The following is a 22,665-nucleotide window of genomic DNA, read 5'->3' as shown; positions in this document are numbered from 1 at the left end:
GCCTTTTCCTAACACTTATAAGGAGTATTGATATGAACTTAAAAACGATCCAATCAGCCGAAGAATATGTAAACTTTTTTGACGTAGAATTTATCCACTCTCCCTGTTCTTATACACACCCAAAAATCTTTAATTTTTATCTCTCTTTGCGCCAACGATTCTTGGCGATCTATGAACAAGACGAGGGTACTTTTTTCGAAAAAATGTCGTTGCTCTTAGATATCGACGCACAGCTGCAAATACTAAAAGAACTTTATGTTTTAAAAATTTCTTCTCTAAACGAGTATACGGAAGAAGAGATCATTCAGCTGACGGTCAAAGACAAAACCTGTTTCTATCGGGAATTGACCGGTCTTCAGCTAAACCAAAAGGCGCCTTGGAGTTTGATTTACTTAAGTGAAGCCCAATGATTTCGCCCACATTGATCGATTGAATTGAAAACCGCTGGTTCCAAAGGCTTGCATCCGTACCTGATGCACTCCCCACTTCCCCTCCCCACACTCCTGCACAGCTGCGGAGAGTCAAGCCATTAAAAAAGAAAGCATCTTTCCTTCTCACTGTCTAAGCAGTGAAGGAAAAGTGCTTTCTTTTCATGTAAAAGGCCCTTTCTAGCAACTCTTTAGGTCAAAACAGAATGGGAAACTAGAAGAGGTCTTTTAGGGCAAATTGGCGGGTGACGTTAGGATTGATCCGTTCAAGCAGCCGATTCCAGTCAGAAGAAGAAGGGATCGTTTTGAAGACGATACATTCAACGATATCTCGAAATTCGGTCGCATGCTCGGCATAGTTCGTCACTAGCAGATCAATGGTATTTTGTTCTAAATACTGAGCATTGACTTCCCCTGAATCAGGATAAAAGACTTGATGGGATCGGCTAAAATAGCGGTTGGACCAGCCCTCAATGTACTGAACGATATTGTTATTTCCTTCAAAGATAAAGGCGATATTTTTTCGGGGAAACCAATGACGTTCTCGAACAGATTCAATAAAAATCACTAAGTTTGCACAAAAATCCGTCAGATACTCCACAGAATAAAGGGTGTGGTACTCGCAACTACTTTCTAAAAACTCTCGGTAAGCAGCAAACTCCTTAGAAAAAGTTTTCTTAATAAACGCATTCACATCATAAATATTACGATTGGCCGAAGTGGATAAGCACTCCTTCAATTTGGCAGAAGTAAAAAAGGATTCGATCAGAATCTGATCTTCTTTAGGCTTTTTCGACGATACATTCAACATCTGATAAAACTCGTTGGTCAACGTGCGAATCTCGGTCCAATGATTATAAGAAAGACAAAACTTTTGTTCGACGATCACATTTTGCAGTTTTTTCTTTGTGATAATACTAACAAACAAAAAGATAAGTTCATCGTTCGTCAATCGACATTGAAAGTACTTTTCAATAATGCCATTGATTCGCTGAAAGTGCATCAGCTGAATACTGTGTCGCAAGGCGTGGTACAATTCGTCGTTGATTTGCACAGTTTTGCCTTGCATAAATCGCTCAAGCGAAATATAGAGTAGATACGTATATTGTGAAAACGAAACAGTGTGATAACTATTTTTGTCAAACATCCTGCCGATTTCCGTTACTGCCTGTTGGACCGCAGCTGGCGGAAAGACAGTATGGGGTGTGCTATCCGTTTCATAGAAAAAGGTACAGAAGAAATTGCGGATATCTGCTTCTTGTCCAACGATATTCAGGGGATCTAGTGCTAGTTGGAGATCAAAACGTGCCAGTTGTTCATGAATGCGCTGCAAGTATTTTGATAAGGTACTCTTGGATAAAAACAAGCAGTCCGCCCACTCATCGATCGTCTTTAACTCTCCAATAAAAATATTTTCCAATAAAATAAAGAGCGGTTCATTCGCTAAAAGCGAGGCTTTTTTCTTTTCATACTGTGAATAATCAAATAGTTCAAACGAATAGCCTTGATTGGTGGAAGTGATCAGGATCAACCCACAGAAATAATCATTAATCTGACTGATGTCTTTGCCAATCGTCCTTGTAGTACTACTTGTTACTTCAGCCAAATGGCTGGCACTGCAAATTTCATTTTTTTCAAATTCACTTAGAATCTGCAGCCATCGGACGGTCGATTTGCTTGTGACAAAACTCAATTGAAAATTTTTCAAACATAAGCTCCTTACTAAGAATTTCTTTTTTGCGGCTAATTTACGCATGAAAGGCGCCTAAGCAGTCTCATTATATCGGTTTTCATCCTACATAAAAAATCGGTTTTTTCATAGACTGATGAAAAAAAGCGTTGTGTCCAGACTACTGTCTTATAACAATTATTTTATCGGCTATTAAAAATAGTGCAAGGATTTCGCTTTTGCATTCATCAGATTCTGCTTAAGAAATAAGAAAATTCTTTGTATCATTTGCTTCATTTTGAAAAAAAGCTGCTATGTTGAAAATCACCTATGTTTTCTTTATTTGTCTAAATGTGTCTGTCATGATGTTTAAAAGCTGTTCATATTGCGTTTCTTGACTTACTTTTTTCATCTGCACGTTAAAGTCCTGTTCAATAAATTGTTTGGGTATCAACTGATCCATTTCTATTTTTGAAAGCCTCTCGGTACATTCCGCTAACAGTTGGTAATCCTTTACGAGTGTTTGCGGCAGCTTGTATGTTTGTGTAAAAAAGGAATAGCTCGCATTCTTTTGAATCGTTAGTGCCACCTGCTTTTGAATCAAATAGTGTAATTTTTCTAATTGCTTATCTGTGACGGATCGTTCACCGTTTTGTTCAAATAATTGACAGTAATAGTCTAAAAATTCGCTATTGGCCATCACTGCCTCAAAATCCGTTTTATTTATTCTCATAAAATGTTCCCCTCTTTTTTTATTTTATGCATCACTGTGTAAAACATTCTTTTCGTTTAACAGAAAAAAAGAGCAGCTCATTTATCTCTTCTACTTTTTTATGGTTAATCATTTCTTGTTAGTTCTTTTCAACGATCAATACTGATTAGAAAAAAAGGAGTAGACTTATAATTGATGCACTTCCTGATTATTCGCTCCCCTACTTCGTTAGCAAGTTTTTATTCGTAGGGGTAACAACTGTAACGATTTTGCTTCTCCGCTCATCATCAATAGCATTCGAACCTACCATTTGTGCTGCTGGCTGACCGATCTGTTCACGCCAGTTTATGGGTTAGCAACTGTTACGGTTATGTGAAAATTATAAAGAATCTATGCACGATTTTTTTAAACATTTTTTCGGTTTTCATGAAAAAAAAATTAAAATCGTTGCTCCCAAAAAATTGCTGGAAAAAGACAAAAAAAGAAAGTATCCACGATACTCTCTTTTCGGCAATCCTTATTTTGTTAAAAAAGCGATTGGATCGACCAATTTCGCTTGGCTCAAGCTAGGCGATGCACTGACTTCAAAGTGCAGGTGTGCGCCTGTGCTATTGCCCGTACTACCCATGAGCGCAATCGTTTCTCCTTGTTCCACTTGTTGACCAACCTTCACAAGGTTCTGTTGATTGTGAGCATAGAGTGTCGTCATCCCGTCCTCATGGAGAATCGCTACATAATTCCCCCAAGAAGGATGAACCTCTGAACGGATGACCGTTCCAGATTGACTCGCCATGATGGGTGTCCCAAACGCTGCGGCAAAGTCAACGCCCCGATGAAAGCTTCCCCAACGTGGGCCAAAAGTAGAAGTGACAACGGCTTTTTCAACAGGAAAAAGATACGTCTCACTTGCGGTCACATCAGGTTTTTTCTGATCATAACGGGTCAACGCATAGGCTTCGATCAATGCGGTCAGCTTTTGATCATACGCGGTATCAGTGGCATACCGACCAGTCAAATAATGGGCAGCTTCTTGATAAGAAGCCGCTTCTGATTTCCATACACCTTTATAAAAATCAGACTGCTGCCCGACCCCTTCTTTCAACAAACGAGCATAGTCCATCAATGACTCTTTGTACCCAGTATATTGGCGGAAAGTTGCCGTGATTGTGTAGTGATTTCCCGAACCATCATCTTCTTGTGTCCGAAAAGCGACACCCTGTCCTTGATAGGTTCCTTTGATACCAAAGAGATTAAAGTACGGCGCCTGACTCAGTCTGCTTTGCCCCCCACCTGATTCTAAAATAGCCTGTGCAATCATGACAGAAGCGTACAAATCATTTTTCAAGCCAATTTCCCGAGCATCTTCGCCGATTTCTTGGATAAAATCCCACACTTCTTTTACTGGTGTGACTGTCAAGCTCGTTTCGCTACCTTGCTGCGTTATAGGATCGGATTGACTTGGCCCGCTTGGTGCTTGGGTACTTGGTGGTATGATCGGAGACACAGCCGCCGGTGTTTCTTGACTTGCTCCCCTATTTTCTTCTGGTGTCGGTTGCGTTTCTACAGGTTTTGACGGTTGGGGCTTCTCTGGCTGCGTCTCAGGTTTGGGCGCTTCAGGCTGTGTTGGTTTTTCTGGTTTCGGTGCTGGGGTTGGTTCTTCTGGCTGAGAAGGCTCTGGCTTACTCGGTAGCTCTGGCTCTGGGTTCGGTTCTGGCGTCGGTTGAGGATCTGGGTTTGGTTCTTCGGTTTGCTCTGTTCCCTCCGGCGCTGTCTCAGATCCTTCTGGTACACTTTCTACAGGTGCCGATCCTTGCTCCGAATCGGACACTTGTCCTTCCCCTGCTGGAGCAGTTTCTTCAACCGTCCCTGCTGTGCTGCTACTGTCACTTTCTTGTGCAGCTGTTTCTGATGTTTGGGCAACGATCGTACCTTCCGATGCAACAACCGCAGCTGAAACTGGCACACCAGCTAAAAGTTGTCCGCAAACCAAAAGAAGCGCTACCCCTTTTTGCGAATGCTTCATAGGCGATTTCCTTTCTCTCCTTTTTTCACTTAACAACCTCTATCAAAAAAACATGTTGTCATCCAAATAGTAAATAAATATCAACTCTCTTTTATTATACTACGCTTCGTTTTTTCGACTCAAGCAAATGACTCCCGTGCTTGTCAAAGAAAACGAGTTGTTGGAAGAATGGGTCTACTGGTAAAGGATCACGTTTTGCATCCAATTCGTTATCGAGTCTGGGTTGCAGCTTTTACTTTCTGTTGCCTAAGATCCTCTGGCGTCATCAGAAAAAAACACAGTTGTTCAAATGGGCAACTGCCAGTTGAACAACTGTGTTTTTATCGTCTTTTCTTACTTCATTAGCTTTTTATCTAGCGTTTGGAGCCTTTCTATTAGCGTTTCGTTTTCTCAAGTTTATGTATGATTTTTGGCAATTGGTTTCTCAGGTCCTTGCTATACTTACCGTGAACGATTGATATTCCCGGAAATGTTCTGCTGGTAGTCAGAGTCTTCAAGGCACTGTGGCAAGAACGCCTAACAGTTGAACGTTTCATTCTCTGTGTAAATGATTATGCTATAATTATTTAAACTTATTTTTCGGAGGCTGACATGAAAACATTTCAATTAAAATTCATGCGAAATCGTACGTTGATTCGCTGGCTGCAATTGTTGAATGAATTTGAGAAAAGTCCCTCCCGTACACTGGGAGAACTCGCTGAAGTGACCGAGAGCAGTACGCGTACGTTGATTACTGACATTGCTAACTTGCGAGAGTATTTTAAAGGGGCTATGGCGATCCATACAGCAAAAATCGGGTATCTTTTTGAAGAAATCGATCATGATAGGTATCGAAAGCAAAAGCAAGAATTGATAAAAGATGAACCGATTTTCCAGATTTTAGAAAGTATTTTTTATGATGAGCAGCAAACCCTCTTTGATTGGAGCTTAACGCTTAATATTTCTGAACAAGCGCTGATCAGCTACTTCCGGAAAATACAGCCATTTTTATCCCCTTTCTGTTTAAAAATCAAAACGGATCCCGTCTCTTTGGCAGGTTCGGAGATCGATATACGAAAATTTTTCTGTCTTTTTTACTACGAGTCTGACATTAATGTCCACACGTTATTTCCCTCGATCCATGTACAAGATGCGGTGATGGAAATCACTGACCTTTTGGAAACGAAGGCCTTACAGAGCTCTTCGTTTTCTTATTTTGCTTATATCCTTTATATGAGCGTGGAGCGCAGCAAACGCGGTTTACTTGCTGCCCCCTCTCCAGAACTAAGCGAGTTAGTTAAAAAAAATGGTTTACTTTCAAATTATGAGGACCTTAAAAAGATTATCCAGCGTTATTTTACCTTTGAGTTTCCTCAAGAAGAAGCAATCTATCTTTTGACTTGCATCATTTGTCGTCGCAAACTCAACATCGATCTAGAAACAAGCAAAGTGTTTTGTCTTAACTATAACCACTGGCCCGCGATCAAACAGATCACTGCTGATTTCTATGCCCAAAATCGCGGCAACAGCTTTGATGAACAAAAAGATTTGCTTTGGTTAGAGTCATTCTTCACTATTTTTAAGCTTCGTGAGTTGTTATCGCCAACGATGAACGTCAACATCGATGATTTGAATGCTTTCGTCAAAGAAAAATTTGCGGCTGAATATAAAAAAAATCGCCAGTTTTTGCTCTCACATCCTCTTGTGAAAACACTCTATTCTTTCGACCATTTGGATGATTTTTGTGCAAGTCTCACCTTCCACATGGAAGCCATCATTGAAGAGAATTGGGGCACACGGAGAACTATAGCTGTTATTTTTGAAGGTAACGAGTATGTTTGTGAGTACGCCGAAAGTATTATCCGAAAATATCTTGGCGTTTATCATGAAATGTACTACCCTGATTCAAACGAACTCTCCCACGAGTATTTAAAAGAAAAAAACATTAATTTTCTCATTACTAACTACTCCGAATACGCCACTGAATACTTACTGGATGTTGAAAGTGTCTTATTAAAATCAATACCCGACGCTGCCGATTGGAATTATCTTTTGAATCGAATCAATCCGAGAATTTTGCGGTTGGTCGTTCTTGATAATACGTAGTAATTCCAATCATTCACGCCGCTTCTCCAAAGAAAGAGAATTGATATTTCCTTGTCGCCTTTAAACGAACGCCTGACTAATCCTCCCATATAAAGCTGTTCTTTTTTAGTGGAAGCAGCTTTATATGGGACTTTTCCAATGAATCAAGTACGCTTTTTCCTTCTACGCCGCTACTATCAGCAATCATTGCTCTTTGGATTGATCTGCACTTAAAAATGTCCGTTTCGTAAAAGCCAGTGCGCCTACGAGGGTCATGAGTACGATGATTGGATGAGAAGATGCAGACAAGATCCCCAAAATCGCCGTCAACAGCGTGCCCGTATAACTCAAACCGACTGCCCATTGCTGAAGCCTTGAAAGCTCTCGCAGCTGCCCTTTAAAGGCCACCCCCAGCATCATTGCTCCGACAAAAGATAAAAGACCAAAAACTACATGTAAAAGTAACATTCTTTTTCCTCCTTTCTTAAATGTTCACATCGATCGCTTCAGCGATTCGTCTGCCGTATTCTGGGTCCGCACGGTAAAAATGCATGACCTGCCGTTCTTTGATCTGTTGATTTTGAACCTGTCCCAAACTTCCCGCAATCGTTTGAATTAAACGTGTTCGTTCTTCTTCTGAGAGCAAACGATAAAAATCACCTGCTTGGCTATAATAGTCTTCATCGTAATCAAAGGAACCGATCTCTCCTTCTAACGAATAGTGGATGCCCTTGGCATGCGGGTTTTCTTTGATGCCATCGAAACTGTTCGGTTCATAATTGATCCCTGAAGAATTCGTTTTGGTATTCATGAAACCGTCCTGTTGGTGATTATGGACAGGCGCTTTTGGCGCATTGATCGGCAACTGGCTGCTGTTGGGTCCAACTCGATAACGATGCGCATCACCGTAAGCAAACAGCCGACCTTGCAATAGTTTGTCCGGAGAAAAATCAATCCCTGGAACGATATTGCCCGGTGAAAAAGTGACTTGCTCGACTTCGTTGAAATAGTTCTCTGGATTGCGATTCAAAGTCATTCGTCCCACTTCAATGAGCGGATAGTCTTTTTGTGAGACTGTTTTGGTCACATCAAAAAGATTGACGGCAGCTGACCAACCTTCTTCAAAGGGAATGATTTGAACATAGAGTGTCCAAGAAGGATACTCCTTTGCCTCAATCGCTTTATATAGATCTTCAATATGATAATCAGGATTGCTTCCCGCAAGTTCTGCTGCGAGTGCCGCACTCATGTTCATAATGCCTTGATCCGTCCGAAAATGATATTTCACCCAAAAGCGTTCTCCCTCTGCGTTGAGCCAAGCGAATGTATGGCTCCCATACCCATGCATATGACGAAAGGTTGCCGGTAAGCCCCGATCCCCCATCAACAGGCTGACTTGATGGAGGGATTCCGGTGAATGAGACCAAAAATCCCATACCGCCTCTGGATTTTTCAAGTGCGTTCGCGGGTCTCTTTTTTGGGTATGGATAAAATCAGGAAACTTCAACGGATCACGAATAAAGAAAATCGGGGTATTATTGCCCACGAGATCATAATTCCCCGCTTCCGTGTAAAATTTAACCGCAAACCCCCGAGGATCGCGCAACGTATCCGCAGACCCTAGTTCTCCGGCAACCGTTGAAAAGCGAATAAACATCTCCGTTTCTTTCCCGATGGCTGAAAGAAACGCCGCTTTCGTGTACATCGTTACGTCGTTTGTTACTCGGAAGACCCCATGAGCCCCCGCACCTTTCGCATGAACGACCCGTTCGGGAATCCGCTCACGATTAAAATGTGCCAGTTTTTCTAGCAAATGGACATCTTGAATCAACACTGGGCCACGGCGCCCCGCTGTCAAAGAATTCTGGTTATCCGCTACACTGGCTCCTTGCGCAGTCGTCAACTTTTTTTTCATATCTTTCCTCTTTTCTCTATAAAATCAGTCAAGTGCAATTACTCTCAACAAAATACTTCTAATTAGTACAAAAATTATCATTATTCTTAAAATATATCAATTTATTTGCTCGTAAATAAGAATTAATTCAGATTTTTGACCATTCCCCAACTTTTCTATCGAAGTATCCAGGTTTTGCAGCAAGCCTCATGAATAGAAGGAAGCACAAAAAAGCAGTGAAGCGTTGGCTTCACTGCTGCTTTGCGTTCCATTCGATCCGAGACCACTCTACTGGCGATCAATTATTTTTTGCTGCCTGCTGCTTATTCGGCAGCTTCAATATCCTTGGCGATTTTTGCGACATCGATCTCCCGCTGCAAATAGTCTTGGTTGTCGATAGGAAAATGCTGACGAAATTCGGCTAGTTCCATCAATTCGACTTCGCCAGCTGCCACTTCAAAGTCTAAGACATGACCAGCAAATGTGCGATCATCACTAATAAAATGCAAATGGAAACCGGCGGCCGCAGCACCGTGGAACAGCAACGGGGTAAAGAACCCGACGATCGTGCCGCTGATATCTTCTGCTTGAAATTCCGGCTGATGCTGGATGATCTCAATGAATTTTGGGTACGGTTTTTCTTGCTTTGGGGCAACGCGGACGTGCATCTTGGTAAATACCCCATGAATCTTGACAGCGGAAAACAAATTCGGGCTGACTTCTGTCAGGACGTGGTTTTTCACTTCTTCATCGGTCATTTCTTGGCTGACCTGCAGGTGCTTCGCCGCAGAAAAATCAACGACTGCCGCATAGGGGGTTCCTTCATTTCCTTGGAGCACTTGTACCTTGCCCGACTCGTCTACATGGTAGATTTCACCATCTAAAATAATCACTTCACCATTGGAACCAGCCAAAGTACCAATCCCAAAATTGCCATATTCAAGCATTTTTCCGATTTGCTCCGTGCCATCCATTAAATCCTGCATCAACCCACCTAGGGTGCCATGCTGATATAAATAACTTTTGTTTTTCACTTTCATCTTGATGCTCCTTTGGTCTTAATAAAATTGATCAGGTAGGATCGTTTTGCCAAGATCGGCATTGTCTGAATAATCCACAGGGATATCAATGATCACTGGACCATCCGTTGCAAAGCCTTCTTCGATGGCTGCCATCAATTCTTGTTTGGTGGTTGCCCGTAAGCCTTTGGCACCAAACGCTTCGGCATATTTCACGAAATCAACTGGTCCAAAATCAACCCCAGAAGCACGATCATATTTCATTTCTTCTTGGAATTTCACCATATTGTAGGTACCGTCATTCCAAATCAAGTGAATGATGTTTTGTTTCAAACGGACGGCTGTTTCTAACTCTTGGGCAGAAAACAAGAAGCCACCATCGCCAGATACAGAGATCACTTGAGTATTTGGTCGCACGAGCGCTGCCGCGATCGCCCACGGCAAAGCGACCCCTAAAGTCTGCATGCCATTACTAAAGAGCAGATGCCGTGGCTCATAACTGCGGAAATGACGGGCCATCCAAATGTAGTGGCTGCCGACATCCACCGTCACCGTCATGTCATCGGTCACTTCTTGTTGCAAAGCATCAATGATTTCCAGGGGATGCAAGGTATTGTTGCTGCCTTCGACATCCGCTGGTTTTTCATTGAGTTTGGTTTGCAGCGTCGTTAAATAGTTTTGAGCGTCTTCGGTCAAGTGATACTGATCGATGGCTTTTGATAGTTGTTCAATAATTTTCGCGATACTGCCCATCAGTTCAACTTCTGGCTGCATAAATGGATCGATCTCCATAGGTACTTCATCGATGACGATCACGCGGGCATCTTTTTCCGCATTCCAGTTGCGAGCTTCGTATTCGATCGGGTCGTACCCCACAGCGATCACTAAGTCGCTGCGTTTCAACAGCATATCACCAGGCTGATTGCGGAACAAGCCGACGCGGCCAAAGAAATGCTCTTCTAATTCACGAGAAATGATCCCAGCGCCTTGGAAGGTCTCTACGACAGGCAACCCAGTTTTTGCAACTAAATGACGAATCGCTTGTGTTTCTTTCACGCCTGAAGCCCGCATTCCTAAGAGTAGGACAGGCAGCTTGGCTTCTTTGATCCGATCGACGAGTGCCTGGATATCTTCTGCATCGGCACTGCCTAATTTAGGCGAAGATAGTGGTTTGATCGCTGCCCCTTGAACGGTTCCGTCCGTCACATCTTGAGGAATGGATAAAAAGCTCGCCCCTTTTTTCGCTGTTTTTGCGATGCGAAAGGCGTTGGCAATACTTTCAGAAAGGGTTTCAGGATCTTGGACTTCACTGCTGAATTTCGTGATCGGCGCAAACAATGCCGCATTATTCATGCTTTGGTGGGTCAATTTTGAAAGGTCAGAACGCTTCACTTGGCCTGCTAGTGCCAGGACGGGATCACCTTCGGCAGTTGCCGTGACCAACCCAGTCGCTAAATTACTGGCTCCTGGTCCACTTGTCGCAATGACGACTCCTGGCTCTCCTGTCAGGCGACCGATTGCTTGTGCCATAAATGCCGCGTTTTGTTCATGTCGTGCCAAAATCAACTCTGGTCCCCGATCACTCAACACGTCAAATACGCCATCGATTTTTGCACCGGGAATCCCAAAGATATAAGGCACCCGATGATTTTCTAAACTTTCAACAATGATTTCTGATCCTTTTGCACCCACTGTATTACCTCTTTTCAAAAACTGTATTAATCACAATACATATAATAGCACTTTTTATTTATTTATCAACGAAAAACACTTATTAATATCTGTACTATAAAAACGTAGTTTTTTAGAGAGCGTTTGCATCTGCTTCAGACCGCAGGTGTATGTCTTTCCATTTTTCCGACAAAAAAAGGAGTGGATCACTCCACCCCATAAATCCTTTACTGTATCAGAACACCTCTAAAAAGAAGCTTCTTTTGTCGGTTTTTTATTCTGCTGGGACATTTTTTTCCGTCAGCCAACCGACAGCCAGTGTCATGGCAGCTCGTGCAGCTTGGGTCTGATCCATCGCATTGACCATCACAAAATCATGGATGATTCCTTGCAGACGTGCTTGGGTAACTTCCACGCCAGCTGCTCGTAAATGCTGCGCATAGGCTTCCCCTTCATCCCGCAAGACATCTGCTTCCCCCGTAATGATCAACGCTGGTGGCAGATCGGCTAACTCCTCTTTGGTCGCTCGTAAAGGAGAAGCGGTAATTTGATTCCGCTGTGTTTCATCCGTCGTGTATTGATCCCAGAACCATTGCATCCCTTCTTTGGTCAGAAAATAGTTTTCGCCAAATGCTTCATACGAAGGCGTATCAAAGCGGGCATCTGTCACAGGATAGAACAATAATTGCTGTGCGATCGGAATGCCACCACGGGCTTTCGTTAACAAGGTCATAACAGTCGCCATGTTCCCACCTACGGAATCGCCAGCCACGGTCAAACGGGTAAGGTCTAAGCCTTTGACATCGACAAATCCCGGTAATTGCTGCAAGACCGCATAATTTTGCTCGATCGCCGTTGGGTATTTTGCTTCTGGCGAACGACTGTATTCAGGAAAAATGACGATCGAGTTGGTTCGTACCGCCAATTCACGGATCAATTTATCATGAGTTGCGGCACTGCCGAAGACCCAGCCCGCGCCATGGAGATAATAAATGACAGGGAGAATCGCATGATTTCCTTCAGGACGAACAAAACGAACATTGATGGTCCCCCATTCGCCTGTATCTACGGTCTGATCTTCTATCTCAACCGCCAATTTATTGACGGGTGACTCTTGGACTTGTTCCAATAGTGCGCGCCCTTCTTCTGGCGGTAATTCATAGATCCGTGGGTGCGGTGCATTTGCCTCACTAAATTCAACGGCTGCTTTTTCCAACGAAATTCTATCTGTCATACGATTCTCTCCTTTTGTTTGAAATCGTTCGTGTTGACCTTAAGGGTACCACCAAGTCATTCTGATGCAAAGAATCTTGCTTCCTTCTGCTTCCAGGCATTTTGTTCGACAAAAAAGGTGGTTTTTGCACTCTTAACTGCCTTGCCTTCATGACCGATAACTGTAAGACACTCGCTGTGTAAACTTCCCAAAAAACTGAAAGGCGTAGGTAAGTACGTATGAAATTCACATTAGATGAAACACAAAATAACCGTCTGCTCGCTGCTATTTTTCAAGAACTCGCTGTCATAGTCTTTGATCCGCAAAAAGAAGTTGTTTTCGCCAATGCCAACATGACTGATATCCTAGGGTACAGCCAAGAAGAAATCATTGGCTTGCCGCATCGGACCTTTTGTTTTGACCATTATGCTGCCAGTACGGATTACCAAGCTTTTTGGAATCAACTGCTGTACTCAAAGCAACGGTTTCAAGACAAAATCATCCGAAAAAACAAACAAGGAGAAAAACTGATTTTAGAAGGAATCTACTTCCCCGTCCTCGATGAGCAGCAAGAAGTCGTCAACGTCGTCAAAATCGCTTTTGACATTACCCAAAGAGAACAAGCCTTAGCGGTCACTATCAAAAAAGTGCAAGAAAGTGCTGCTTCCCTGACACGACTTTCTGCCAACGGGCATCAGCAAGTCGATCATTTGTCAGAGAACTTGGCGCAAGTCAAACGGCTGTCTGATCAAAATCAAGCAACGACCCATGCCTTAGAAATGGATAGCCAACAGGTGACAGCGGTGCTGCATGACATCGACCGCATTGCACAACAAACCAAACTGCTATCCTTCAACGCTTCCATCGAAACAGCACGGATCGGCGAACAAGCAGCTGGCTTTCGGGTAGTTGCCGATGAAATGCAAAAATTAGCCGAACAGACCAAGCAGTTGACCCAAACCATTGCCGCAACCATGCAAGCCATCAACCAACAAGCCTTAGTCGTGTTAGATAGTACCGAGTCGACGACTATGAAAATCAGTGATTCGCAAAAAAGTCTCGCTGCCGTTTTGCATTCTTACGACACGCTGCGAACGACGGCCAGTCTTTTAAACGATGAAGCCGAGTATTTAACAGAGACCAACAATGCTGAGTTGGAAACCACATAAAGTGAAAGAGAGCGCCGCTGTTTGCGACGCTCTCTTTGTTTTTTTGACCAATAAATTGATTCCCTATTTGATTTCATCGATACTCAGCACTAGCCAGTCTCCCACTCTTGCAGCAACTGCTGTAATTCTTGCAAAAATGATTGGGTCGCAAAGCCCAATGCTTGAAGAGGAACACGATATTCCTGTTGAATCACCAAAAAGCTACTAAACATTTTATGCTGGACCTCAAAACCGAGGTTTTTCCAAACAATCCAGGAAAAACTGACTATTCGTTTTTCTTTCTTTTCGTACGTGCACAAATACACTCGTTCAACGCCAAAAAGCAGTCCCGCATTCGCTTTCTTGCCAGTCATCTTTGACGTTAGCAACGCAAGAGGGGTCTCCGTTTCAGGCACTTGAAAACTAGCGAGGACTTGTCTTTGCCATTGCCTTGGTAGCACTTGTCTTTCTCCAGAAAAATAGAACAAAAAATTTTGTTTTTGAAAAAAGGCAGTCAAACGATTTTGTCGCTGGTTGCGCTGATGGATGGGCGCCCTTTGAATCGGAGACACCTGGTTTCTTGACGTTGGTTTTGGCTGCTCTTGTCCAACGAAAACGCCGGCTGATGGTGCGTTTTCCCTAAGAGCAGCAGATGGCAGACTGATTTTCTTCAAAAGAGCCGCCAGCTGGGTCAGCGCAAGCTGTTTGTCCGTCAGGGGACTGGACTGGGCAATTTTGGCGTGGTCAAAGGGCAATTTGATCACCATTTTCCCACGACAATACAGACAGACTGCCGTGCCGACACCCCAGTTTACTTCTAGTTCCCCTAAACAATGGGGACATTGAATGGGAATGATATCCACGAGATCATCCTTTCGTTTTGATGCATCGATCAGAGCTATTCGTTGTAAAAATACGGATCGTATTCCAGCTGACAAACGCCAGCAGCACTAGAAGAGATAAGCCATAAAAATCGAAATACCAAACCAATATTGCTAAGAAGAGAATCAAGGCAAATTCATACGCCATGTTTTCCAGACTGCTGTAAAATACTGTTTTTCGGACGAGTTTCTTTCTTCGGGCTTCAAATGTCTGCAAAATAGCTATTTGATCTGCCTGTGGCTGACTGAGTGCTTGATTCAGATCCTTTTTAAACTTTTTATGTTCTGTAAAGAAGTTGATTTTTTGCGTAATCAAAAAAAATGAAACTACTAGCCAAATGACAAAAAGCACGATCGATGTGCCAATCAAACTAAAGGAAACGGCAGGCATTAAAAATCCACCAAAAATAAAATTTAAAAGGGTCCCGGAAATTATTCCGAATGAAAAGAAGGTATAGCAGAATTGCCAAAGGACACTACTGGTCTTCGAAAAACTTTTCTTCACTTGCACCAGCTGTTCACATTCAGGAAGCTGGGTTGGAAAGAGACGTTCAGCATCGGTGCCATCAGCCACGAAAGAATAGGTTTGGTTTCCGTATTTGAATTCGCCAATGTAATAAGGAAAATACAGTTTTTCCGTATCACATTGTTTCGGAAAAAGAGTCAGTTGAACCTCATTGGCAACATCTGCTCCCACCAAATGGTCTTTGGCTTTTGCTTCAAAGACTTCCATTAGATGGGTATCAGAGAGTGCTACTTCTCTGGAAATATCAAAGGGCAGCACCTGAGCGCCTTGGCTAAGTGCCGAAAACTGCTGCATATCCGTGCAATAGGCGGCTCCTTTTTGAAGATGCAGCGGCAGCTTACCATTGATACTGTAATCCGCTTCTTTTTGGGTATCCGTAGGGAAATATTCATTGAAAATTGTTGTGTTCCCGCTGTTATGTAAAGAAATATCGGCAGTAATGCGCCCACTCCCCCTCTGCTGTTCCTCGTGGACATAGCTCCCTCTCACTTGAGCATCATAAGCAATTTGAAAGTAATACATCGGGATAAATACACGTTTTAGATGAACCATCTCTAGCTCAAAAAAGATACTTTCCGAGATGGTCTCTTGCCATGCTAGTTTATTTTTTAACGCCGCTTCACATGCCTTTTCATCATAGGCAAACGGATAAAACCCTTCTTTGACAGTCCCTTGAATGTGTGGCAACTCTTTAAGCGAGACGACTTGTTTTGTTTGTTCCTGGTTTTTTTGTTCCGGTTTGATCAACAGCTCATTTAAACAATACTGACAGACTGCTTTCCCTGAGTCCCAATCAACTTCTAGACGTCCCAGACAGCTGGGACATTGGATTTGGGTGATTTTCATTTTTTCTCCTTTTTTATGAATCGTTTTTTCTTTTCAACAAGATGGTTTATCAAAGAAACCGAAGAATGTTCCAAATAAGGATAACGACCACGACCACATAAGCGAGCGTATCGAGCCAGCCATAAAATTTCCTCATTCTTGCAAGATGCTTTCCACGCTTCTCGTAGTTTGCTAAAAAAGCTGTCCCAGTTTTCTTACCTAATAATTCTCTTTGGAGCTCATCTCTAAATTTTTGGACTGTTTTGAGGTACTGTTCTTTTAGAAAGTGCAACACTATCCCCGATACTACCCAATAAACTGCAGTTGGCAGGGAACTCATGGCAATCCCCCCTATGACAGCCCTAAATACTCTTCCTAGAGGAAGCCATTCAGAAATGAATAGCGCCAAGATCATCAGGATCACACCTAACGTAAAAAAGAGTACGGAGGACCAGCCAAAAACCTTACGAGCTTTTGAAAAATTCGCAACCGTTTGATAGGTAGCTTGGCACTGTGGGATAATCGGCAGCTTCATTCGGTCAGGATCTTTGCCGTCGATCGCAAATTCAAAGGATTGCTCTTGGTACTTGAAGGTGCCCATATACAGGGGAAAGTAGAGCTCTTCTGTAGCACAGCTGATCAGGGAAAGATTTAGGTGCAGCTCTTTTAGATGATCGGCAGATTCTTTCTTCTGGATCACCGCATTCGCATGAGCTCTCAATTCCGCTTGTTTTTCAGAACCAAAGAGCGCCTGCTCTTGCTCAATATCAAAGGGAAAAACATGAATAGCATGTGCTGAGACTAGCTGTTGAAATTCCTTTTGATCGGTATTAAAGTGCGGTTTTCTTTTCATTTCATCATTGACCTCAAAGCTCTGAGGAATTTCTTGTTCGATCACCTCCGAACTGCCGCATTGATAGAATATAACCGTCTCACCTGAATGGTCGCCTCGCTTCTTTTCCCACGTGGTCGTATGCGAGCCTTCCCATGCAATGGAATGGGTATCGTAGCCAAAGGCCCCCTCCCAGTGCATCGTATAGGTCACCTGAAATTCATAAATCGGAATAAAATATCGTTTTACCTCGCTGACTTCAAGATGAACGATAATGTCCTCAGGAACTGATTCCTGTTGGATCAGCCATTTTTTCAAGGCATTTGCTACCTCGTCTTCATTAAAGGCAAACGAATAAAACCCTTCTTTGACTTTTTGAAAAACTACGGGAGCCTGTTCATTCGAAGCTTCTTGCGTTTGTTTTGGCGGCGACTGTAGGACTGACTTAGTTAAGCAATACTGGCAGACTGCTTTTCCTGTCTCCCAGTCAACGGTTAACTGACCCAAGCAGCTGGGACATTGGATTTGTGTGATTTTCATTGCTACTCCTTTTGCACATACTGATTTTCTTATCAATGAAGTGGCTTAGTTGCACATGAGGGGGAATGTCTTTTTTATGGTGTTATTTGGGGAAAGCCGCTTGTTTGCAGGTATTTGCTCGATTTCATCCGTTTGTTCAAAGCGTCTTTTTCCAGTAATGAAGCAAATACGTGTATTAGGACCAAAAGCTGTTTAGCAAAAAAAGCAAATACAAACGAAAAAACAACTCTTTCTATATCATTTTATAATAAAAATTTCTTTAAATCTATTTATTATTGATAAAAAATCTATTAGTTTGCTAGTTGAACACCCTCCATACGTTCAGCAACCCTAGCTAGCCGGTTATTGATGGCGGATACGTTAGTAAAAATGTTATAATTAAATTATTCACAAGAAAGGAAATGAAAAAAGTATGGGGATATTTATTTTTGTTGTTGGTTTTTTGACAATGGTTGTAAGCGGAATCTTTTTTATTCTTAGTTTGATCAAGAAAAAGCCGCTTCGCAACAAAATCGTTATTTTTATGGGTGGTTTTCTCTTATTGATCGGCGGGGTATTATTGACTCCTGCAACAACACCGGAGCTTCACGTAGATGAAGCAGAACTGGTTACGAATGAGCAAGGTGAAGTAGCGATCACTGGGCAAACCAATCCAGAAGCGCAACTGACGATCAACGGGGTGGAGGTTTCGCTGGCGGACGAAACATTTTCTTACACCGTGCAACTTGAAGATGAAGAGGAACAGGAATTTACCCTCCAAGCCTCAATGGGTGGAAGCACCAAAGAAGAAGTCGTCACCGTCAAACCTTCTCGCGCATTTCTAGCGAGTTTGCAAGCTGAAAAACAAGAACAAGCAGCACTGGAAAAAGCCGAGACGGCACTGGCGCTTGCCGAAACCCAGCCAAACCAAAAGAATTACGACGAAGCCGTGACGCTGATTCATGCTTTGAGTAAAACCTACGAAGATTTCGCTACCCGGCTAACCGTGGTGGAAGAACATCTTGCCATCGGCAAAGCCCTCGATACTGCTGAAGCTTCCCTTGAGCGCAGTGATTTCGATCAGGCAAAAGAATTAGTCGCACAAGCGGTTTTGAACAAGGAAACGTTTGAAAGTCGGTTATCCACTGTAGAAACCAAGATTTCTGAGAAAGAAGCAGAAGCCCTCGTTGCAGAAGCTGTCCAAGCGGTGGAAGCGGCAGAGGCGGAGCCGACAAAAGATGCCCTTGCTCGTGCAGAAGATGCTGTCGCTCGTCTCATGACCCCCGATGAGGAATTAGCTGCTCGAACGAAAACAGTGGCGCAAACGATCACTGCCAACGAACAAGCAGCCGCACAAGCTAAGGCGGAGGAAGAACGGCAGGCAGCCGCCGCTGTGCCAGAACAAAGCCAGCCAGCCGCTGCTAGCAATCAAGCCCAAACGTCGGTCCTCGTTACACCAACAGGTTCGAAATATCATACGAGAAAATGCGGTAACGGTACCTACACGCCTGCAACTTTAGCAGAAGCGCAAAGTCGCGGACTTACTCCTTGCGCAAAATGTTTTCCGTAATAGCCACTAAATTTTACAACAAAAACAGACAAACCTCATTTTTGTCTAAGGTTTGTCTGCAGTCTAAAGCGGTTGTCTCGTCGGAGGCAGCTGCTTTTTTGTCACTTGCTATTTCTCATCGTAAGAAAACTCGTACTCGTTTTGTTCATCATCGATCAGACGCTTGTCATTGTTGTCCACCATTTTGAATACTTTCTCAAAATCATCGCCAGTCATGCGCACTTCCTTTTTCTCTTGATCAATGATCACTTGGGCATTTGTCACTTCAAAGGTGTGCATAGTGCCGATGTCTGCCGCAGTCAGTGCTTTGCTTTTGGGAAACTCTGCTTGCAGTGTTTCGTTGATCTGCACTAATTGCGCCTCTTGTTCTTCTACCAAGTCCGCAGGTTCCTGATTGGGATCGACCAAAAAACTCAGCGTTTTATTGACGGTGAGCTTTCCATCTTCAAATAGATACAAAGCATATTGTTGATGACTGTTGCTATTGGTCAATACTTGATTTGTAGCTGCAGAGTCAACCCCTGAGCGGCTACAGCTTGCCCCAAAAAATAGCACCGCCAAACAAACGGTAGCAAACATTCTTCTACCTAACTTGCTTTTCGTTTTCATTTTTCCCCTCCTCGTTGTCCCTAAGTACCCTTCTTTCATGATTTTTCGCAAACCCGTGGGTTTGTGTTTCCTGTCAAGTTGAGTTATTTTCAGTATAGCATAAACAATTTGCTTTTATAGCTTTTTTTTATAATGAAATTAATTTCACGCGCAAAAAAACCAACCTTGTCGAGACAAGATCGGCTTTCTTTAGGATTGATTCATTGAGATCTTTGAACGTTCTCGCTGGGATATGATCGCTGCCTATTGTCCAATTAGTCCGACAACAAGCCCTAAAACGATCACTCCTAGAAACCCATTCACAAGGTGCAGCCCAACTAATTTACGGGACTGTCCCGAGTAAACAGCCATCACGAAGGTGGCGACCCCATACACCCCTAGCCACAATAAGCAAGCGACTTGCAAGGAGGTCATCAGCCAACCATCATGATCGAATGTTGCAAACCAATAGACGACTTGATAGGTCGCTGCCGATAAGAGAATCCCACCAACAATCGTGCCGCCAAAGGTAAAGAGCATGTCACCGGTCGTCATCTGCTGACCGTCCATCTTCTCTGCCATTCCTGATTCTTTCGCCCAAAACTTGCCCCACTTATGCATCGGGTTGTAAAGCAGACTTTCCACCACAACCCAGCTGAGGGTGCCGAAAATCAATGTCCAAAAATTAACCATTTTCGTTTTCTCCTATACTTTATTTTTAGCCATGTTCCTGAGAAGCGAAAAAATAGCCAAGCGGGCTGTTCCTTCTCCATCAGTTTATGCCTTAAGGGAAGGTTCTTCAACTTTTTCCACTGGTGTCCCCTATTTTTCGATGGTTCCAATAAAAACTAAGAAAAATGATCGTATACAGCAATGCGGTGAAACCTGTAACCGCTAATGGGTTAGTGATCAAGATACCGGCAAACAGCAAAAGCAACGCAAGGATCGCCCCGCCCAAAAAAATCGTATAGCCCATTTTCTTCTGCTTGCGTACCAAAACAAACGCCGCCACACTGATCAACAACCAAATCAGTAATACAGTATACGACAGGGAGCCTGCCAGATAATTGAAGAGTTTGTCGCCTAAAAAGTAAGAAAGAACGACTCCAAGATATAAAGTACCGCTGCAAAACATGATCGCTCGTTGGGGCACGCTGTTTTTATTCAGCATCGTGAAACGGCTTTTTTTCTGGCCATTGTTGCTTAACCGGAAAAACAACGTTCTTGAAGAAGCATAGACCCCAGAATTGATGGAGGAAAACAAGGCCAAAATGATCACTAAATTAACGATGTCGGAAGCAAAAGGCACATGGATTTTTTGAAACACCATTACAAAGGGACTGACATTTGGATCTGCTAATTGATTCCACGGATAAATGATCAGTAAAAGAAACATGGGAATGATGTAAAAAGCGGCAATCCGAGTCATTACTCCTTTGATTGCTTGAGGGATCGCTTTTTTTGGATTTTCTGCTTCACTAATCGTGATGGCTACTAACTCAGAACCGCCATAAGAATAGATTACGACCAATAAAGAATTGATAAATCCTTTGAGACCGTGAGGGGCAAAACCACCATAGTCTGTCATTTGTCTCATCGTCGGTAAAAAGCCCAGATCAAAGACTTGCGTGGCAACCAGATAGAGACCCACCAAGATCAGCACAATCACCACACTGATTTTGGCCCACGAAAGCCAGTATTCCGTTTCTGCAAACAAGCGGACCGAAAACAAATTGATGATGGTCGTGAGTAGTGCCAAAATCAAAACAAAGATCCAAGCTGGAATATTGGGAAACCACAGCTGCAAAAAGCTTGCGGCAGCAACTGCTTCGGCGATGATGTTGATCATCCACATTGACCAGTAGATCCAATCAATGAAATCAGCTGTATGCAAGCCAAGATACGGCTGGACTAAGCCCGAAAGGCCATGTTGTTTTTGGTCAGATAAAACCAACTGTCCCAGTCCTGTCATGACGACAAATAAGATCAGCCCACAAAAAATAAACGCTAGCAAGACCGCAGGCCCCGCTAACTGGATCGCTTCCCCACTGCCTTTGAATAGGCCGGCACCGATTGCGCCACCTAGTGCCAACATAGTGATGTGTCTGGTTTTCATCTGTTTTTTTAATTGATTTTTTTCTGTCATACGTTCCTCCTCGAAAACCGTTGATCCTTCATACACAGTGATTCTCTCACCGTTGCTATTTTTAATTATATGAATGATTTTTTTTAACTACCTCATAGAGAATACCAGACGTTTCTGCTATTGCAACTAAGAATTGAAAAAATTATCTATTTTTTCTGAAAATTCTATCATCCTCTAATCTTTTTCACCCAAATCAAATCTTGGCGAACTTTTCTTTAGGTGAAGGTACTAAAAAAAGCCATCTCCCAACATGTGGGAAATGACTTTCTGTCCGTTTCTTCAAGCAGGCTCGATGATCAATGGGTCGTAACCAACTCGTCTTTGATAGCGTCAGGGAGATCTTGCTCGGTCACCTCTTGATACGACTCCACATGTTTGCCCTTTGCATCAAGCTCTAGGTAGGCATTTTCTTTTAATTTTTGTGGTGCCCAAAACGTGATTTTTATTTTTTGTCCATCTTCATTGATTCCTTCTTGCGTATATTCATAGGCATCATGTTCTTGCGGCATGCCATACTCATCGGATGTTTTGACATAAACCTTTTTCTCCGGTACGAAAGGATTGAAACGATCCACCAGCTGAACCAGTTCGCTGGAATCATCTTTCGTAAAATAAGACCATGTAACCAATGTGACGGTCCCGATCGTTAACACGAGCAGGATCATACTAATTGCTTTTTTCAAGTGATTGTCCTCCGTTTTTTCTATCTACCTTCAGTATAAAAAAACAAGCGATAAATATAATCAAACTTAAGACGTATTTTTCCGTCGGTCATTGTGACTAAGGTATCAATAGAATATTTTCTGCTTTTTCCACCTAAATGTATAGACACACAACTAAGTTACTCCTACAAAAACGTCCCTTCTCACAGGAAGACCAGACTGTTTAATAAGTATCGTGATTTTTCATTCTTTGTAGTAAACTAAACTGCAACAAC

Annotated in this window: 19 protein-coding genes; 4 read left to right on the top strand and 15 right to left on the bottom strand. The window is 42.9% G+C overall.

The window, feature by feature from the left end; translation table 11 throughout:
* Positions 1-32 precede the first annotated feature (32 nt).
* Positions 33-410, top strand: a complete 378-nt coding sequence (locus tag IGI86_RS00960; RefSeq protein ID WP_005232663.1) for a DUF7006 family protein — start codon at positions 33-35, stop codon at positions 408-410.
* A 232-nt stretch (positions 411-642) separates the two neighbouring features.
* Here the strand turns inward: IGI86_RS00960 and IGI86_RS00955 are convergent, their stop codons facing one another.
* The 3 genes from IGI86_RS00955 to IGI86_RS00945 all read right to left on the bottom strand — a co-directional run bounded on the left by IGI86_RS00955 (position 643) and on the right by IGI86_RS00945 (position 4,832).
* The gene (locus IGI86_RS00955; protein WP_223347152.1) at positions 643-2,136 is read right to left on the bottom strand and encodes a helix-turn-helix domain-containing protein; all 1,494 of its coding nucleotides are present in this window, start codon (positions 2,134-2,136) and stop codon (positions 643-645) included.
* 289 nt (positions 2,137-2,425) lie between these two features.
* Positions 2,426-2,830 (bottom strand): hypothetical protein, encoded by a 405-nt coding sequence (locus IGI86_RS00950; RefSeq protein WP_061053586.1) that lies wholly within the window; start codon positions 2,828-2,830, stop codon positions 2,426-2,428.
* A 496-nt stretch (positions 2,831-3,326) separates the two neighbouring features.
* Positions 3,327-4,832: a peptidoglycan DD-metalloendopeptidase family protein gene (locus IGI86_RS00945; protein ID WP_430617655.1), complete on the bottom strand. Its 1,506-nt coding sequence runs from the start codon at positions 4,830-4,832 to the stop codon at positions 3,327-3,329.
* A gap of 591 nt (positions 4,833-5,423) precedes the next feature.
* Here IGI86_RS00945 and IGI86_RS00940 point away from each other — a divergent pair.
* Positions 5,424-6,917, top strand: coding sequence for a helix-turn-helix domain-containing protein (locus IGI86_RS00940; protein WP_430617654.1), 1,494 nt, complete (start codon positions 5,424-5,426; stop codon positions 6,915-6,917).
* Positions 6,918-7,100: 183 nt separating this feature from the next.
* Here the strand turns inward: IGI86_RS00940 and IGI86_RS00935 are convergent, their stop codons facing one another.
* The 5 genes from IGI86_RS00935 to IGI86_RS00915 form a co-directional block, all read right to left on the bottom strand.
* Positions 7,101-7,364, bottom strand: coding sequence for a hypothetical protein (locus IGI86_RS00935; RefSeq protein WP_005232670.1), 264 nt, complete (start codon positions 7,362-7,364; stop codon positions 7,101-7,103).
* A 16-nt stretch (positions 7,365-7,380) separates the two neighbouring features.
* On the bottom strand, positions 7,381-8,811 hold the full coding sequence (locus IGI86_RS00930) for a catalase (RefSeq protein ID WP_005232671.1): 1,431 nt from the start codon (positions 8,809-8,811) through the stop codon (positions 7,381-7,383).
* Positions 8,812-9,113: 302 nt separating this feature from the next.
* Positions 9,114-9,830 (bottom strand): acetolactate decarboxylase, encoded by a 717-nt coding sequence (budA, locus tag IGI86_RS00925; RefSeq protein ID WP_005232672.1) that lies wholly within the window; start codon positions 9,828-9,830, stop codon positions 9,114-9,116.
* Positions 9,831-9,848: 18 nt separating this feature from the next.
* Positions 9,849-11,501 (bottom strand): acetolactate synthase AlsS, encoded by a 1,653-nt coding sequence (alsS, locus tag IGI86_RS00920; protein ID WP_430617653.1) that lies wholly within the window; start codon positions 11,499-11,501, stop codon positions 9,849-9,851.
* A gap of 253 nt (positions 11,502-11,754) precedes the next feature.
* Positions 11,755-12,714: an alpha/beta hydrolase gene (locus tag IGI86_RS00915; RefSeq protein WP_016611560.1), complete on the bottom strand. Its 960-nt coding sequence runs from the start codon at positions 12,712-12,714 to the stop codon at positions 11,755-11,757.
* A 218-nt stretch (positions 12,715-12,932) separates the two neighbouring features.
* Here IGI86_RS00915 and IGI86_RS00910 point away from each other — a divergent pair, with 218 nt between their 5' ends.
* Positions 12,933-13,862, top strand: coding sequence for a methyl-accepting chemotaxis protein (locus tag IGI86_RS00910; RefSeq protein ID WP_008376493.1), 930 nt, complete (start codon positions 12,933-12,935; stop codon positions 13,860-13,862).
* Between the two features lie 89 nt (positions 13,863-13,951).
* Here the strand turns inward: IGI86_RS00910 and IGI86_RS00905 are convergent, their stop codons facing one another.
* Genes IGI86_RS00905 through IGI86_RS00895 form a run of 3 tightly spaced genes read right to left on the bottom strand, consistent with a single transcriptional unit; the run spans position 13,952 to position 17,445 of the window.
* On the bottom strand, positions 13,952-14,704 hold the full coding sequence (locus IGI86_RS00905) for a hypothetical protein (RefSeq protein WP_430617652.1): 753 nt from the start codon (positions 14,702-14,704) through the stop codon (positions 13,952-13,954).
* A 4-nt stretch (positions 14,705-14,708) separates the two neighbouring features.
* Positions 14,709-16,094: a hypothetical protein gene (locus IGI86_RS00900; RefSeq protein ID WP_430617651.1), complete on the bottom strand. Its 1,386-nt coding sequence runs from the start codon at positions 16,092-16,094 to the stop codon at positions 14,709-14,711.
* A 49-nt stretch (positions 16,095-16,143) separates the two neighbouring features.
* Complete coding sequence (locus IGI86_RS00895; RefSeq protein ID WP_430617650.1) at positions 16,144-17,445, bottom strand: hypothetical protein; 1,302 nt, start codon at positions 17,443-17,445, stop codon at positions 16,144-16,146.
* Positions 17,446-17,857: 412 nt separating this feature from the next.
* Between IGI86_RS00895 and IGI86_RS00890 the strand changes: the two genes are divergently transcribed.
* Positions 17,858-18,994, top strand: a complete 1,137-nt coding sequence (locus IGI86_RS00890) for a serine protease (RefSeq protein ID WP_413134925.1) — start codon at positions 17,858-17,860, stop codon at positions 18,992-18,994.
* Between the two features lie 108 nt (positions 18,995-19,102).
* Here the strand turns inward: IGI86_RS00890 and IGI86_RS00885 are convergent, their stop codons facing one another.
* From IGI86_RS00885 to IGI86_RS00870, 4 genes are all read right to left on the bottom strand, one after another.
* The gene (locus IGI86_RS00885; protein WP_413134923.1) at positions 19,103-19,603 is read right to left on the bottom strand and encodes a hypothetical protein; all 501 of its coding nucleotides are present in this window, start codon (positions 19,601-19,603) and stop codon (positions 19,103-19,105) included.
* A 243-nt stretch (positions 19,604-19,846) separates the two neighbouring features.
* The gene (locus IGI86_RS00880) at positions 19,847-20,275 is read right to left on the bottom strand and encodes a DUF1761 domain-containing protein (protein WP_008376507.1); all 429 of its coding nucleotides are present in this window, start codon (positions 20,273-20,275) and stop codon (positions 19,847-19,849) included.
* Positions 20,276-20,381: 106 nt separating this feature from the next.
* Positions 20,382-21,728, bottom strand: coding sequence for an amino acid permease (locus IGI86_RS00875; protein WP_008376509.1), 1,347 nt, complete (start codon positions 21,726-21,728; stop codon positions 20,382-20,384).
* Positions 21,729-22,024: 296 nt separating this feature from the next.
* The gene (locus tag IGI86_RS00870; protein ID WP_139960024.1) at positions 22,025-22,393 is read right to left on the bottom strand and encodes a YxeA family protein; all 369 of its coding nucleotides are present in this window, start codon (positions 22,391-22,393) and stop codon (positions 22,025-22,027) included.
* Positions 22,394-22,665 lie beyond the last annotated feature (272 nt).

The sequence above is a fragment of the Enterococcus sp. AZ188 genome, assembly GCF_050544075.1.
GTDB classification, from domain to species: Bacteria; Bacillota; Bacilli; order Lactobacillales; family Enterococcaceae; genus Enterococcus_D; species Enterococcus_D entomosocium.
This window is presented reverse-complemented; position numbering and strand designations above follow the sequence as displayed.

What these genes read in the sequence shown, in the direction of transcription:
- IGI86_RS00960 (WP_005232663.1), top strand. Translation starts at nt 33, where the DNA reads ATGAACTTAAAAACGATCCAATCAGCCGAAGAATATGTAAACTTTTTT.
- IGI86_RS00950 (WP_061053586.1), bottom strand. Translation starts at nt 2,830, where the DNA reads ATGAGAATAAATAAAACGGATTTTGAGGCAGTGATGGCCAATAGCGAA.
- IGI86_RS00945 (WP_430617655.1), bottom strand. Translation starts at nt 4,832, where the DNA reads ATGAAGCATTCGCAAAAAGGGGTAGCGCTTCTTTTGGTTTGCGGACAA.
- IGI86_RS00940 (WP_430617654.1), top strand. Translation starts at nt 5,424, where the DNA reads ATGAAAACATTTCAATTAAAATTCATGCGAAATCGTACGTTGATTCGC.
- IGI86_RS00935 (WP_005232670.1), bottom strand. Translation starts at nt 7,364, where the DNA reads ATGTTACTTTTACATGTAGTTTTTGGTCTTTTATCTTTTGTCGGAGCA.
- IGI86_RS00930 (WP_005232671.1), bottom strand. Translation starts at nt 8,811, where the DNA reads ATGAAAAAAAAGTTGACGACTGCGCAAGGAGCCAGTGTAGCGGATAAC.
- budA (WP_005232672.1), bottom strand. Translation starts at nt 9,830, where the DNA reads ATGAAAGTGAAAAACAAAAGTTATTTATATCAGCATGGCACCCTAGGT.
- IGI86_RS00915 (WP_016611560.1), bottom strand. Translation starts at nt 12,714, where the DNA reads ATGACAGATAGAATTTCGTTGGAAAAAGCAGCCGTTGAATTTAGTGAG.
- IGI86_RS00910 (WP_008376493.1), top strand. Translation starts at nt 12,933, where the DNA reads ATGAAATTCACATTAGATGAAACACAAAATAACCGTCTGCTCGCTGCT.
- IGI86_RS00900 (WP_430617651.1), bottom strand. Translation starts at nt 16,094, where the DNA reads ATGAAAATCACCCAAATCCAATGTCCCAGCTGTCTGGGACGTCTAGAA.
- IGI86_RS00895 (WP_430617650.1), bottom strand. Translation starts at nt 17,445, where the DNA reads ATGAAAATCACACAAATCCAATGTCCCAGCTGCTTGGGTCAGTTAACC.
- IGI86_RS00890 (WP_413134925.1), top strand. Translation starts at nt 17,858, where the DNA reads ATGGGGATATTTATTTTTGTTGTTGGTTTTTTGACAATGGTTGTAAGC.
- IGI86_RS00885 (WP_413134923.1), bottom strand. Translation starts at nt 19,603, where the DNA reads ATGAAAACGAAAAGCAAGTTAGGTAGAAGAATGTTTGCTACCGTTTGT.
- IGI86_RS00880 (WP_008376507.1), bottom strand. Translation starts at nt 20,275, where the DNA reads ATGGTTAATTTTTGGACATTGATTTTCGGCACCCTCAGCTGGGTTGTG.
- IGI86_RS00875 (WP_008376509.1), bottom strand. Translation starts at nt 21,728, where the DNA reads ATGACAGAAAAAAATCAATTAAAAAAACAGATGAAAACCAGACACATC.
- IGI86_RS00870 (WP_139960024.1), bottom strand. Translation starts at nt 22,393, where the DNA reads ATGATCCTGCTCGTGTTAACGATCGGGACCGTCACATTGGTTACATGG.